Raw genomic sequence first — 12,792 nt, forward strand, 5'->3', positions numbered from 1 at the left:
GGCCTACGGCCCGCTAACGCGATTGGCCTACGGCCCGCTAACGCGATCAGCTCAGCCATTGGCTGCCGAGGAACCGGCTAGCTCGTTCATGCGTTGTGCCAAGGCAAAGTCCAGCTCCGTAATGCCCCCGGCGTCGTGGGTGGTGAGATCCACCCGCACGCAGTTGTACACATTGGTCCATTCGGGATGGTGGCCCATGCTCTCAGCCACCAAGGCCACACTGCTCATCCAGCCAAAGGCTTCGACAAAGGAGCGAAACTGAAATTGGCGGTGCAGCTTTCCCTCCCGCAAGGACCAGCCCGGCAGGCTTTCCAGCTTGGCTTGGATCTCTGCTTCGCTCAGCTTGACAGGTCTGGACATGGGCGTTCCCCCCAATCGTTGCCACCGCTTTCATCAAAAAGAGAGCTGAGAACAAGGCCTGGCTTACTTACAAAACTTCATAACCTTCTGGATCAGCTGTGCTGGCGCCGCCGAGGGGCTTATACAGCCAGTAGCCTTGCACGCTAAAGTGGGCCTGCTTGTAAAAGTTGAGGGCAGCCTGGTTGTGGCGATAAACCTGCAGGGTGATGGCTGCCAACTGCTGCTGGGATCCCCAGCGTTCCACCTGTTGCATCAAGGCCCTGCCCAGCCCTCGCCGGCGGTGAGCAGGATCCACCCAGAGCAAGAAGACGTAGGCTACCCGCCGATAGGTGGCTTGATCGGTAGAGATGCCGGCCCAAACACCGCCCACTGGCTCCCCTGTCTCTTCTTTCAAGATCCACCAGCAGGGGGTACGCGGGGGGTCAAAGAGGCGATCTAGCGTCTTCTCCAGGTGATCCCAGTGCTTCTGCTCGGGGAAAGATTCCTGCAAAGTGGCCTGCAGTCCCCGCCGCACCCAGGGTCGATCCCAGGCAGAGCCAATGCGCCAACGGTAGCCGGCAGGCAAAGGGATCCCAGTTTCAGACATAGGCAGGCATCCAGCAACCAGAAAGAGCTACAGGAGGGGCTTCCTCTATCGGTGCAGGCTGGGCCATATCTTGGGGTAGAAACGAGCGGATGCTCACCACCACCAGAGTAAACAGGAATACCAGTAGGATCAGGGCGGGAAGGACGTACTGCCGCAAGAGATCCATAGGCTGAGGGTGCTAGACTACAGACTATTTTGCAGCGCCTGGCCCCTGTCTTTCAGGACCCGATCCCCCCAGCCTACTTTGCAAGACTGGCGCGCCTGCAGAAGAAGCGATCCCCTATCCTCGCACCTGCAACAGCTCGCGGCGATGGCTGGGTAGTCGCCAGCACATCTCCAGCCAGCTCTTCAGCTCCTCCGGTTGGCTGGCAAGGCTCATTTCCACCAACAAAATGGCAGCTCGATCGCTAGCTCCTCTGGCTCCCAGCTGAATAAGGGCGGACAGGCTGTCTTCCCGCCAGTAGACGGATACCCCCTGCCGGATTAGAGCCTGGGCTGCCAGCGCGATACGGGAGGTTGGCACCTGGATCTCTCGCCGCTCGTAATCGAGAGGAGGCAGCATGAACGGCAACCCAAATCTTTATCATGTTTTAATCTTCTTCTCTTTTCGCCGGCTTATCCTGAGTCTTTGCAAACTGTGAAGTGAACTTTTGCGAACTTTTCGAGATTCAGGGACGTTGGCGCTCCTGCTTTCTCGTCCTTCTGCAACTTGCCCGAGGCTAGGAAAGCCGGGCAGAAAGCTTAAAAGATGGCGAAAGCTCCTGCCTCCCTCTGAAGGCGGTGGCAACAATACTGGCAAGGGTAGGAGGGAGGTAGCTGCCGATGGAGAGGTGGTCAAGGCAGGTAAGCCGCTGGCTGCCCCAGCTTACTCTGGCAGGCGTGGTGTTGATCCTGATGGCAGCGGGCAGGCCGCTGCGCTTGGTGGGCAACGGCGAGAACATGGTGCTGTTTACCTGGGGAGGGGGGGTGAGCCCGACGCCCCTACAGCCAGGCCTGCACTGGGTACCGCCCTTTGTCTCGCGCACGGTTACCTTCGATGTGAAAACCCAAGCTCTGACCTGGAGGGACGAGGATCCTGACGCCTACGCGCCGCGGCTGCTGGCCCTTTCTCAGGATGGACAGCTGATTGCCGCTGAGGCAACACTGCAATTTCGCATTGTGGACGCTCCCAAGGTTTATACCCAACTGGGGGAGAACTACCTCGATCGCATCGCTCCCATTGTCCGCTCGGTCATCCTGAACGAGACCAGCGGCTTTTCCGCCCAGGCTTTGTATTCCACCGAGCGCCCAGTGCTCCAGGGGCAAATCCGGGAACGGGTGGCCCTTTTGCTCAAGGAATATGGCATCGAGGTTTTGGACTTTCTGCTGCGAGACATAGACTTCGACCCCGATTTTGTAGCGGCTATCGAAGCAAAGACCATCGCCGAAAACGAACTGGTGAAAAAACAATATGAGATCGAGCAGGCGCGTCAGGAGGCCCGCACCATCATTTCTCAAGCCGAGGCAGAAGCCGGTCAACTGCAAGCCAAAGCCGAGGCCCTCACCCGAAATCCCCAGTACCTGGAGGTAGTGAAGGCTGCCGTGCTGGGATCCCGCCTAGAGACGCTGGTTACCAAGTAGCCGTGCCGTCAGCCCCAATCTGGGAACAGGAGCAACTGCCGTGTATCCGACAGAGGAAGTGCCCCCGCGCCAGAGGCGTTGGTTAGCCGGAGCAGCAATTGCTTTCCTAGCAGCCCTGGGAATGGTTCGCGCCTGCCTGTACGTCACCCCGCCTGGCCACGCCACCGTGGTGTTCAATACCTTTTCCGGGTTGCAAAAGGGGCGGGTGGAGCTGCCGGGGGTGATGTTCCGGATCCCGGGGATCGAGACGCCGATTACCTACACCGTGCTCACCCGCGTTTGGGAGTTTACCAACGACCCCAACTCCCCCAATGCCATCAGCAACGCCATTGCGGTTAACACTGCCGATGGGCAAGCCTTTACCGTCGACGTGGCTATTGCCCTCCGGCCCAACATTGCCACCCTGGACGAGCTGCACGCCACCATCGGCGAGAACTATCTTTCAACAGTGGTGGTGCCGTTGGTGCGCTCCAAAATCCGCGATATCTCCGCCTCTTTCGAGTCTGAGGATTTTTACCGCAAAAGCCAGCGCATGGCCATCGAGCAGCAGGCCCTGGACTTGATCCGCCAAGAGATGCCCACCGTCAACCGCAACGGCCAGACCTTGCCCTTGATAGAGGTAGAAGGCCTCTTCCTAGGCCATGCCGATTTCCCCCAGGCCCTGCGGGACTCCATTGAGCGCAAACAGGTGGCCTCGATTACTGCGCAGACGGCAGCGGTGCGGGCGCAGATCCAAGAAAAAGAAACGGAGCGGTTGTTGATCTTGGCGGCGGCAAACCAGCAGGCCATCGAGCTCAAAGGGAAGGCGGCAGCGAAAAACGCCCAACTAGCGGATCTGCTGTTTTACGAGAAGCTGCAAGAGCGCATCCAAAACCCGACCGACTCCCTTCCCCCCTTGCGCATCATCCGCGTTGAGGGGGAGGCCACTGTGTTCCTCAATGTGGATCCTCACCAGGCAGCCCTGCAACAGGCGCAGTAGTCAAGCCTGGCCCTCCCATCAGAGCTGCCAGGGCAGGTTGAGGCAAGCGGCAGCTTGCTGTGCCTTGGCCACCACGATCACCCCCGCCACAGGGATCCCGGCAGCAGCCAAAGCCTGGTGCGCTGCCTCTACCGTAGAGCCGGTGGTGTAGATGTCATCCAGCAGCAACACCGGCGTAGCCGGAGGGCACTTGAGGGCAAAGGCTCCAGCTAGATTTTGCCGACGCTGCTGGGGGTTAAGCTCGTGTTGGGGCGCCGTGGCCCGCACCCGCACCAGGGCAGTGGGCAGGTGGCGAAGACCCGTGCGCTCGCAGAAAGCCTGGCTGATCAAGGCTGCCTGATTGTAGCCCCGCTGTTGCAGCCGCTCCGCATGAAGCGGAATGGGCACCACTGTATAGTCCTGACGAAGCAGGTCAGAACGCCGCTGCCGGCTCTCCAGCCAGCGGGATCCCAGCCATTCCCCCAAGACCGCGCCAATCCGCCGCTGTCCCTGGTATTTCAGGGAATAGAGGGCTCTCCGCAGCGCTCCCCGGTGGATCCCCCAAGCATAAAGCGGCCAGGGCGAGGTGGTGACCGGCCAGGAGTCGAGCCGCTCCGCCTGCAATTGCCTCTGGCAGTCTTGACAAAACACTCCCCTAGCTGGCCGCTGGCAGAGCGGGCAAGGAAGTGCAATCCACCAATCCAGCCAGCCCATGGCTGCTGCAAGGTGCTCCTGTCGGTTTCAGTCTAGAAGAGGAGCTGGAGACCCGACGGTTGACGGCGGGATCCCTGCTTGCTAGGATTAGGTACTGCCAAATAAAGACTAGCCGTCCTGGCCAACCCATGCCCACCATTCAACAGCTAATTCGCAAAGAGCGAAGCATTGCTGTCCGCAAGAGCAAGTCACCCGCTCTGAAAGGGTGTCCGCAGCGGCGGGGAGTTTGCACGCGAGTGTACACAACAACGCCCAAAAAGCCCAACTCAGCCCTGCGGAAGGTGGCACGGGTTCGGCTGACCTCTGGCTTTGAGATTACAGCTTACATTCCCGGCATTGGCCATAATCTGCAAGAGCACTCAGTGGTTCTAGTGCGCGGCGGACGGGTAAAAGACTTACCTGGCGTGCGCTACCACATCATTCGCGGCACCCTTGACGCTGCAGGAGTCAAAGACCGCAAGCAAGGCCGCTCCAAGTATGGCGCAAAACGACCCAAGCCTGGTCAAGCGCCAGCCGCTACAGGCAAGAAGAAATAGTCTTCTTCCGAGACCAGTTTCCTATCCTGCATTACCCCTCTCTAGACAGTCCCACTATGTCTCGCCGTAGCCGTGCCCCTCGTCGTGAAGTGCCCCCCGATCCCAAATACGGGAGCCGTTTGGTGACCATGCTCATGCGCAAGATAATGATGAGGGGCAAGGCGTCTCTAGCTGCCAGGATTCTCTACGAGGCTCTTGACCTTGTAAGGGAGCGCACTGGCCAGGAGCCGCTGGCCGTTCTGGAAAATGCCGTGCGCAACGTCACCCCTCTGGTGGAGGTCAAAGCGCGGCGTGTGGGTGGGGCCACCTATCAAGTACCAGTGGAGGTGAGGCCAGAGCGAGGTACCTCGCTGGCGCTGCGTTGGCTAGTCACCTTTGCCCGCACTCGCTCAGGCCGTACTATGTCAGCCAAGTTGGCCAACGAGATCATCGATGCAGCTAACGAAACCGGCGGTGCCATCCGTCGGCGAGAGGAAGTCCATCGTATGGCTGAGGCCAACAAAGCATTTGCTCACTACCGCTACTGAGCTTGTCTGGCCAAGTAAGGAGGCAGTGGTTGCTATCCCTCTCCATAGCCTAGGAGAGGCGTAGGATCTGGAGAAAAGTCGGCAAAAGAGATTAAAATTGTAAAGGTTTTTTAGTTTGCCTAGGTCGCAGGGCGACGAGGATTGGGAGGTTAACGTGGCGCGCACAGTTCCCCTAGAGCGAGTCCGCAATATCGGCATCGCAGCTCACATCGATGCCGGCAAGACCACGACGACGGAGCGGATTCTTTTTTATTCGGGCCTGGTGCATAAGATGGGCGAGGTTCACGAGGGAACCACGGTAACCGACTGGATGGAGCAGGAACGGGAACGGGGTATCACCATCACGGCTGCAGCCATCACCACCCGCTGGACAAAGCGGGATCCGGAAAACCCCTCCCAGCCTCTTGCCGGTGCGCCAGAGTACACCATCAACATCATCGATACACCCGGCCACGTGGACTTCACCATTGAGGTGGAGCGCTCCATGCGGGTGCTGGACGGCGTGATTGCTGTCTTTGACTCCGTAGCAGGCGTGCAGCCGCAGTCGGAGACGGTCTGGCGCCAAGCCAATCGCTACAACGTGCCCCGCATTGCTTTTGTTAACAAAATGGATCGCATGGGGGCCAATTTCCTCAAGGTTTGCAACCAGATCCGGGAGCGCCTTAAAGCCAATGCCGTTCCCATTCAATTGCCTGTTGGGGCAGAGGAAGAATTCCGCGGCATCGTTGATCTGGTGCGCAGGCGGGCCTACATCTACATGGATGAGCTTGGCAAGGACATTCGCTCCGAGCCGATCCCAGAGGAAATGAAGGATCTGGCAGCGGAGTACCGGGCCAAGCTGGTGGAAGCGGTGGCTGAAGTCGATGAAACCCTGATGGAAAAGTATTTTGCCGAGGAGGACTTGAGCGAAGCAGATTTAATACTAGGTCTGCGCAAGGGCACCATCAGCGGTCAAATTGTGCCGATGCTCTGTGGCTCTGCCTTTAAGAACAAGGGCATCCAGATGCTTCTGGATGCAGTGGTGGATTACCTCCCCTCTCCCATCGACATTCCAGCCATCAAGGGCATACTGCCGGATGGCACAGAGGTGTCACGCAAGGCCAGTGACGAGGAGCCTTTCTCCGCCCTTGCCTTTAAGCTGATGAGCGACAAGTATGGAGATCTCACCTTTATTCGCGTCTACTCCGGCGTTCTGACCAAGGGCACTTACGTGCTCAACTCTACCAAAAACAAGAAAGAGCGCATCTCGCGACTGGTGGTGCTCAAGGCAGATGAGCGTCTGGATGTAGATGAGCTGCGGGCAGGGGATCTGGGAGCGGTGCTGGGCCTGAAGGACACCACCACCGGCGACACCCTCTGCGACGAAAATGCTCCGGTGATCCTAGAATCCCTCTACATCCCCGAGCCGGTCATCTCCGTGGCCATTGAGCCCAAAACCAAGGCGGATGTTGACAAGCTCTCGAGGGCGCTGCAGGCCCTGGCCAAGGAAGATCCCACCTTCCGCGTCTCGGTGGATCCAGAAACCAACCAAACCATTATCTCCGGCATGGGCGAGCTCCACCTGGAGATTCTGGTAGACCGAATGCTGCGGGAGTTCAACGTGGAGGCCAACGTCGGCAACCCGCAGGTGGCCTACCGCGAAACCATCCGCAAGGCCGTCAGCCGTGTGGAAGGGAAGTTTATCCGCCAAACCGGTGGCCGCGGCCAGTACGGCCACGTGGTGATTGATTTGGAGCCGGCAGAGCCAGGTACAGGCTTCGAGTTTATCTCAAAAATTGTGGGTGGGGTCATTCCTAAGGAATACATTCCACCGGCTGAGCAAGGGATCCGCGAAGCCTGCGAGTCTGGCGTACTGGCTGGCTATCCGCTGATCGATATCCGCGTCACCCTGGTGGACGGCTCCTTCCACGAGGTGGACTCTAGCGAGATGGCCTTTAAGATTGCCGGTTCACTGGCTCTCAAGGAAGCCGCTCGCAGAGCCAACCCCGTACTCTTGGAGCCCGTGATGAAGGTGGAGGTGGAAGTGCCCGAAGCCTTTGTCGGGGATGTCATTGGGGATATCAACGCCCGCCGCGGCCAGCTGGAGGGGATGACTACCGAAGGTGGCACTTCCAAGGTCACCGCCAAGGTTCCCTTGGCAGAGATGTTTGGCTATGCCACCGACATCCGCTCCAAGACGCAAGGGCGGGGTATCTTTACGATGGAGTTTAGCCACTACGAGGAAGTTCCTCGCAATATCGCGGAAGCCATCATTGCCAAAAGCAAAGGAAACGTAGCTAACTGAAAAAGGAAGTGAGGATTCATGGCACGCCCTAAGTTCGAACGCACCAAACCCCACGTTAATGTTGGCACCATTGGCCACGTGGACCATGGTAAGACGACGTTGACCGCCGCCATTACCATGGCCTTGGCTGCCCTCGGCCAAGCGACGCCCAAGCGCTACGACGAGATTGACGCAGCGCCCGAGGAGAGAGCCCGCGGTATCACCATCAACACGGCCCACGTGGAGTACCAGACAGAGAAGCGTCACTACGCCCACGTGGACTGCCCTGGCCACGCTGACTACGTAAAAAACATGATCACAGGGGCAGCCCAGATGGACGGGGCCATCTTGGTGGTGTCGGCGGCAGATGGACCCATGCCGCAGACGCGGGAGCACATCCTGCTGGCCCGCCAGGTGGGAGTGCCCAACATCGTCGTCTTCCTCAACAAGGTAGATATGGTGGACGACGAGGAGCTGCTGGAGCTGGTAGAGCTGGAGGTGCGGGAGCTCCTGTCCAAGTACGATTTCCCCGGCGACGAAATCCCGATTGTCAGGGGATCGGCTCTTAAGGCTTTGGAGAAGATGCAAGCCAACCCCAAAACCCAGCGGGGTGAGGATCCGTGGGTGGACAAGATCCATGAGTTGATGGATGCGGTCGACTCCTACATCCCGACGCCAGTGCGGGAGGTGGACAAGCCCTTCCTGATGGCAATAGAAGATGTCTTCTCGATTACAGGTCGTGGCACGGTGGCAACCGGCCGAATTGAGCGCGGCCGCATCAAGGTGGGGGATACGGTAGAGATCGTGGGGCTGCGCGAGACCCGCTCCACCACGGTGACGGGTCTGGAGATGTTCCAGAAGACGCTGGACGAGGGGATTGCAGGCGACAACGTCGGCGTTTTGCTGCGGGGTATTCAGAAAAACGAAGTGGAGCGGGGCATGGTCCTAGCCCAGCCCAAAACCATCACCCCCCACACCCAGTTCGAGTCGGAGGTTTATGTCCTCACCAAAGAAGAGGGGGGCCGCCACACACCCTTCTTTGCGGGCTATCGTCCCCAGTTCTACGTGCGTACCACCGACGTCACGGGCACCATTTCCTCCTTTACGGCTGACGATGGCTCGAAGCCGGAGATGGTGATGCCGGGCGACCGCGTTAGGATGACGGTGGAGCTCATCCGACCCATTGCCATTGAGCAGGGGATGCGCTTTGCCATCCGCGAAGGCGGTCGGACGGTTGGAGCTGGGGTAGTCTCCAAGATCCTGAAGTAAGCTACTGGCTCGCAGCAGGGATTGGGCGCTGGTTACTCCAGAGGGCTTGATCCCTGTTGCCTTTTAAGTACACCCTACTCTCTCTTCAAGTATGGCTACTTTAACCCAACAAAAAATTCGCATCCGCTTGCAGGCCTACGACCATCGGCTGCTGGATACTTCCTGCGCCAAAATTGTGGATACAGCCCGCCGAACAGAGGCAGTGCCAGTGGGGCCAATTCCGCTGCCGACGCGGCGGCGCCTCTACTGTGTGCTGCGTTCCCCTCACATAGACAAGGACTCGCGGGAACATTTTGAAATCCGCACCCACCGGCGCATTATCGATATCTATTCCCCCTCCTCCAAGACTATCGATGCTTTGATGAAGCTAGATCTGCCGGCAGGGGTAGACATTGAGGTGAAGTTGTGATGGCCTGGGCGGGGATCTCTAGCGCTCCAAGGTAAGGGGGCAGGCGGTGGCGACGGCAGTCGAGCAAGAAGGACAAAATTCTGAGCCCATCCCCGTCTTAGTGGTAGGAGCCCTGGGCAGGATGGGGAGGGAGGTGGTGCGAGCAGTGGCCCAAACCCCCGACATGAGGTTGGTGGGAGCAGTGGCTCGTTCGCACCTAGGCGCAGATGTTGGCGAGGTGTTAGGGCTAGGAGCGTTGGGAGTGGCCATTAGCGACGACCTGGCAGGGCAGCTGCTGCGGCTGTCGCAGCAGAGTACCCGAGGCGTCATGGTGGACTTCACCCATCCTAGCTCTGTGTACGAAAACGTCCGCTCGGCAATTGCTTTTGGGGTGCGGCCAGTGGTGGGGACAACCGGCCTAACGCCGGAGCAACTGGAGCGGCTGCGGGATCTGGCGGACAAGGCTGGCGTGGGGTGTCTCATTGCGCCTAACTTTGCCATCGGCATGATCCTGCTGCAGCAGCTGGCGCTGCAGGCGGCCCAGTATTTCGATCACGTGGAGATCGTCGAGCTGCACCACAACCGCAAGGCCGATGCCCCCAGTGGCACGGCTCTGCAGACGGCCCAGCGGCTGGGACAACTGGGCAAGGCGTTCAACCCCCCCGAGGTGGAAGAAAAGGAGCTGATCCCCGGCTCGCGGGGTGGGATCCCTGGCCCCAACATCCCCATCCACAGCGTTCGCCTGCCGGGGTTGGTCGCCCACCAGGAAGTGATCTTCGGCGGCATGGGGCAGACGCTCACCCTAAGACACGACATCACCGACCGCGTGGCCTTTATGCCAGGGGTGATCCTGGGCATCCGCAAGGTGTTGCAGCTCAAGGGATTGGTCTACGGGCTGGAGCAGGTGTTGAGCTAGTTGCTAAGAGGTGGGATCCCGGCCTCGTCAAGGATGCGGGGGATGAGATGTTCGGTCTTGACGGCCATCAGGTGCACGCCGTTGCAGATCTGGCGGGCCTGGCGCACTTGTTCGGCGGCAATGCGAATCCCTTCTTCCAGGGGGTCGGGAGCCTTGGCCAGCCGCTGGATGATGGCCTCCGGAATCTGCACCCCCGGCAAGTTGCGGTTGATGAACAGGGCGTTTTTGGCAGACTTGAGCAGAAAGATACCGGCCAGGATGGGCTTGCCGGCAGGGCGCCCCAGCTTGTCCATGAAGCGCTCCAGTTGGTCGAAGTCGGTCACCATCTGGCTCTGGAAAAACTGGGCCCCGTGCTCCAGCTTGCGGTAGAAGCGCCGCTCCAGGCCCGAAAAGCTAGGGGATTGTGGCTCTACCGCTGCCCCCGGAAACAGGCAGGTGCCGCCGTCAGGAAGGGGTTTGCCGTTGCAGTCAAGGCCGCTGTTGAGGCGCTGGATAAGCTGCAGCAGGCGCACCGACTCCAGGTCAAAGACGGCTCGAGCATCGGGGCAATCCCCGACGTGGATGGGATCCCCTGTCAGGGCTAAAACATTGCGCAGGCCAAGAGCTGAAGCTCCTAGCAGATCCCCCTGGAGAGCCACGCGGTTGCGATCCCGGCAGGCCAGTTGCAGGATGGGCTCAATGCCCGCTTGATGCAGCAGCAGCGAGGCGGCCAAGGGGCTCATGCGGGCAACAGCCCGGTTGGAGTCAGTTATGTTGATGGCGTGCACCCGCTGTTTGAGCTGCTGGGCCAAAGCCAGCATGGCAGTGGTGTCGGATCCCTTGGGTGGGGTGATCTCGGCGGTGAGCAGAAATTCTCCCCGCTGAATGGCTTGAGCAAAGCGCGATGGCGGTGAGCAAGTCAAGGCCACAGTTTTGAGAAGAGAAATAAGCAGTGCGCTGGCCTATTATCGATCGTTTGAGAGAGTTTTTCTAGCTAAGGCATTGCTTTTTCTCAGAGCAGGGGTAAAAGCTGGGGGCTGTAAGGACTCCGTCCCGCTGGCGCGAACATAGCCCTGCAGTTGGCAAGCCACCCGCGAGCCTCTAGCGGGCTGGTTTACAGCAGCCCCCAAAAGCGCAGTCTCATTTCTTCCCAGCCACAATGCCCGCACCCTAACCTCTTCCTGCGCTGCTGGATAGGCAGATCCTTGGAGCAGGCTTGACTAGTGTATCTGGGATTCACCAGCACTACGCCAACCTCTTCTTGGGATGGCTCAGGCGTGATTTGAACACGCGACCCAGGGCTTATGAGTCCCCTGCTCTACCGCTGAGCTACTGAGCCAAGGAGGTGCTTAGCCTAGAATAGCATCTCTGCATTGAAACTGCTCCCTAAAAATTGCTCTCCCCGGCTATCTGTGTCAACTCCTTCTCCCCAGGGATCCCTACGGCGATTTTGGCTAGCCCTGCTGCTACAGGTGGGCCTGGTTGCACTGGTACCAGCCCGGAAAGCGCTTACCCTCGCCACCGGCACCTCCATCTACTTGCAGATTGCTCCTGTGGATCCCTATGACCTCTTGCGGGGCCGCTACGTAGCTTTGAGCTACACCGTTGCCCAGTTTTCCACTTTGGAGAAGCTACCTGGCTGGTCACCTGAGCTGAGTAGGCCAGGGATCCTCTACCTGCGCTTGGCCCCTCCCAATGGGGATCCCGCTCAACCCTGGCAGGCCATCGGCATCAGCCGCGACCGACCCAGGGAGCTGCAACCTAAAGAGGTTGTCCTACAAGGGTGGTTTGATGGTGGGCAGCTTAGGTTTGGGATCGAAGAGTTTTTCATTTCGGAAGCGCTGGGAGATGTTCTGGAACTAGAGATCCGCCGCAACCCAGAAACACTGCGAGCAGAGGTGAAGGTGGATCCCTGGGGCCAAGCAGCGCTGGTGGGCCTTTGGGTAGGAGAACAGCGGTACTAAGAGAAGCGTAAAGCTGGTCTTGCTCTGCCGCCCTTCTAGCCCTCTTTCTTTTTCCGAGAGCGAGTTGCGCTTGTTTTCTTGGCCCTGGCAGATGCTGTGGATTTTTTAGACGACTTCTTCTGGCTAGGAGGTGGCGCTGTAGGAGTTAGAAAAAATACTTCTTTCAGGGCCTCCAACTTTTTGCCTCGTGTAATTTTGCACCCCAGCTTGGTTATGGGGGTTAAGTCCTGCCACCAGCTCCTATCTGCCTCCGCAATTCGCGCGGCTGCAATGGTTATATCAACTCCCTTAAGGGGGGTGCCGGGCTGCTCGGCCAGGTATCTCAACGCGGCCAAGATAGTTTCTCTCGGGGCCTCTGTCAGATTCACCTTTGGGACAATTTCTCTGGTGAGGATTTGGGCCTGCTTAACCTGCTCTGGGTCGGGATCGACAACAATGCACCAGAGCCTCTCCAGCCCTGCCTCTCGAGCAACTGCATAGACAAAATGGTTACCAATGGCCTTGTACTGATAGTTGCCAGCCTCGACCACCAGCAGAGGAACCCAGTTGTGTCCTCCTGTCGCCCTTAGCTGATCTGCGGCTGCGGCAACAAGGAAGGAGGGAGCAGAAAACCCGTCGGCGGGCGTAATGCTCTCAAGGGGTAAGTTAACCAACCTACCTAGATCTGAAAACTCACTCATCGATAAAGTACTCACGGGCAAGACTCTGGTAG

The 12,792-nt window shown here is 58.9% G+C and carries 16 protein-coding genes and 1 tRNA gene; 9 read left to right on the top strand and 8 right to left on the bottom strand.

Annotation, left to right across the window (positions count from 1 at the left end; genetic code table 11):
- Positions 1 to 51: 51 nt before the first annotated feature.
- The 4 genes from NW807_RS11135 to NW807_RS11150 form a co-directional block, all read right to left on the bottom strand.
- Positions 52 to 360: a 4a-hydroxytetrahydrobiopterin dehydratase gene (locus tag NW807_RS11135; protein WP_414426139.1), complete on the bottom strand. Its 309-nt coding sequence runs from the start codon at positions 358 to 360 to the stop codon at positions 52 to 54.
- Positions 361 to 427: 67 nt separating this feature from the next.
- Entirely contained in the window at positions 428 to 946 is a 519-nt protein-coding gene (locus NW807_RS11140) for a GNAT family N-acetyltransferase (protein ID WP_414396013.1), read from the bottom strand.
- Complete coding sequence (locus NW807_RS11145) at positions 939 to 1,112, bottom strand: hypothetical protein (protein ID WP_414396014.1); 174 nt, start codon at positions 1,110 to 1,112, stop codon at positions 939 to 941. The genes NW807_RS11140 and NW807_RS11145 overlap by 8 nt, the downstream gene beginning before the upstream one ends.
- Positions 1,113 to 1,226: 114 nt before the next feature.
- Entirely contained in the window at positions 1,227 to 1,508 is a 282-nt protein-coding gene (locus tag NW807_RS11150; RefSeq protein ID WP_414405178.1) for a hypothetical protein, read from the bottom strand.
- A gap of 260 nt (positions 1,509 to 1,768) precedes the next feature.
- On the opposite strand from NW807_RS11150, the gene NW807_RS11155 reads away from it, so the two are divergent.
- A complete protein-coding gene (locus NW807_RS11155; protein ID WP_414426140.1) occupies positions 1,769 to 2,566 on the top strand; it encodes a prohibitin family protein in 798 nt (265 codons plus the stop codon).
- 121 nt (positions 2,567 to 2,687) lie between these two features.
- Positions 2,688 to 3,545 (top strand): prohibitin family protein, encoded by an 858-nt coding sequence (locus NW807_RS11160; RefSeq protein WP_414426141.1) that lies wholly within the window; start codon positions 2,688 to 2,690, stop codon positions 3,543 to 3,545.
- Between the two features lie 18 nt (positions 3,546 to 3,563).
- Here the strand turns inward: NW807_RS11160 and NW807_RS11165 are convergent, their stop codons facing one another.
- A complete protein-coding gene (locus NW807_RS11165) occupies positions 3,564 to 4,148 on the bottom strand; it encodes a ComF family protein (RefSeq protein ID WP_414426142.1) in 585 nt (194 codons plus the stop codon).
- Between the two features lie 218 nt (positions 4,149 to 4,366).
- Here NW807_RS11165 and rpsL point away from each other — a divergent pair, with 218 nt between their 5' ends.
- From rpsL to dapB, 6 genes are all read left to right on the top strand, one after another.
- Positions 4,367 to 4,774, top strand: a complete 408-nt coding sequence (gene rpsL, locus NW807_RS11170; protein ID WP_414396020.1) for a 30S ribosomal protein S12 — start codon at positions 4,367 to 4,369, stop codon at positions 4,772 to 4,774.
- A gap of 56 nt (positions 4,775 to 4,830) precedes the next feature.
- Positions 4,831 to 5,301 carry a 30S ribosomal protein S7 gene (gene rpsG, locus NW807_RS11175; RefSeq protein ID WP_414396021.1) on the top strand — a complete coding sequence of 157 codons (471 nt, stop codon included), beginning with the start codon at positions 4,831 to 4,833 and terminating at the stop codon, positions 5,299 to 5,301.
- 154 nt (positions 5,302 to 5,455) lie between these two features.
- Positions 5,456 to 7,585 (top strand): elongation factor G, encoded by a 2,130-nt coding sequence (gene fusA / locus NW807_RS11180; RefSeq protein WP_414426146.1) that lies wholly within the window; start codon positions 5,456 to 5,458, stop codon positions 7,583 to 7,585.
- 18 nt (positions 7,586 to 7,603) lie between these two features.
- Positions 7,604 to 8,833, top strand: coding sequence for an elongation factor Tu (tuf, locus tag NW807_RS11185; RefSeq protein WP_414396024.1), 1,230 nt, complete (start codon positions 7,604 to 7,606; stop codon positions 8,831 to 8,833).
- A 91-nt stretch (positions 8,834 to 8,924) separates the two neighbouring features.
- Positions 8,925 to 9,242: a 30S ribosomal protein S10 gene (rpsJ, locus tag NW807_RS11190; protein WP_414396025.1), complete on the top strand. Its 318-nt coding sequence runs from the start codon at positions 8,925 to 8,927 to the stop codon at positions 9,240 to 9,242.
- 121 nt (positions 9,243 to 9,363) lie between these two features.
- Positions 9,364 to 10,137: a 4-hydroxy-tetrahydrodipicolinate reductase gene (dapB, locus tag NW807_RS11195; protein ID WP_414426147.1), complete on the top strand. Its 774-nt coding sequence runs from the start codon at positions 9,364 to 9,366 to the stop codon at positions 10,135 to 10,137.
- Here the strand turns inward: dapB and NW807_RS11200 are convergent.
- On the bottom strand, positions 10,134 to 11,045 hold the full coding sequence (locus tag NW807_RS11200; RefSeq protein ID WP_414405183.1) for a methylenetetrahydrofolate reductase: 912 nt from the start codon (positions 11,043 to 11,045) through the stop codon (positions 10,134 to 10,136). The genes dapB and NW807_RS11200 overlap by 4 nt on opposite strands.
- A 338-nt stretch (positions 11,046 to 11,383) precedes the next feature.
- Positions 11,384 to 11,455, bottom strand: a tRNA-Met gene (locus NW807_RS11205).
- A gap of 73 nt (positions 11,456 to 11,528) precedes the next feature.
- Between NW807_RS11205 and NW807_RS11210 the strand changes: the two genes are divergently transcribed.
- Entirely contained in the window at positions 11,529 to 12,080 is a 552-nt protein-coding gene (locus NW807_RS11210) for a GDYXXLXY domain-containing protein (protein WP_414426143.1), read from the top strand.
- 35 nt (positions 12,081 to 12,115) lie between these two features.
- Here the strand turns inward: NW807_RS11210 and NW807_RS11215 are convergent.
- The coding region (locus tag NW807_RS11215; protein ID WP_414426144.1) for a Rho termination factor at positions 12,116 to 12,792 on the bottom strand (677 nt) is incomplete at its 5' end.

Source organism: Synechococcus sp. R70.1, assembly GCF_047461675.1.
In the GTDB taxonomy this organism is placed as follows: Bacteria; Cyanobacteriota; Cyanobacteriia; order Thermostichales; family Thermostichaceae; genus Thermostichus.

Bases quoted from the DNA above. Each gene is read 5' to 3' on its own strand.
- NW807_RS11135 (WP_414426139.1), bottom strand. From the start codon at position 360: ATGTCCAGACCTGTCAAGCTGAGCGAAGCAGAGATCCAAGCCAAGCTG.
- NW807_RS11140 (WP_414396013.1), bottom strand. From the start codon at position 946: ATGTCTGAAACTGGGATCCCTTTGCCTGCCGGCTACCGTTGGCGCATT.
- NW807_RS11145 (WP_414396014.1), bottom strand. From the start codon at position 1,112: ATGGATCTCTTGCGGCAGTACGTCCTTCCCGCCCTGATCCTACTGGTA.
- NW807_RS11150 (WP_414405178.1), bottom strand. From the start codon at position 1,508: ATGCTGCCTCCTCTCGATTACGAGCGGCGAGAGATCCAGGTGCCAACC.
- NW807_RS11155 (WP_414426140.1), top strand. From the start codon at position 1,769: ATGGAGAGGTGGTCAAGGCAGGTAAGCCGCTGGCTGCCCCAGCTTACT.
- NW807_RS11160 (WP_414426141.1), top strand. From the start codon at position 2,688: ATGGTTCGCGCCTGCCTGTACGTCACCCCGCCTGGCCACGCCACCGTG.
- rpsL (WP_414396020.1), top strand. From the start codon at position 4,367: ATGCCCACCATTCAACAGCTAATTCGCAAAGAGCGAAGCATTGCTGTC.
- rpsG (WP_414396021.1), top strand. From the start codon at position 4,831: ATGTCTCGCCGTAGCCGTGCCCCTCGTCGTGAAGTGCCCCCCGATCCC.
- tuf (WP_414396024.1), top strand. From the start codon at position 7,604: ATGGCACGCCCTAAGTTCGAACGCACCAAACCCCACGTTAATGTTGGC.
- rpsJ (WP_414396025.1), top strand. From the start codon at position 8,925: ATGGCTACTTTAACCCAACAAAAAATTCGCATCCGCTTGCAGGCCTAC.
- dapB (WP_414426147.1), top strand. From the start codon at position 9,364: ATGGGGAGGGAGGTGGTGCGAGCAGTGGCCCAAACCCCCGACATGAGG.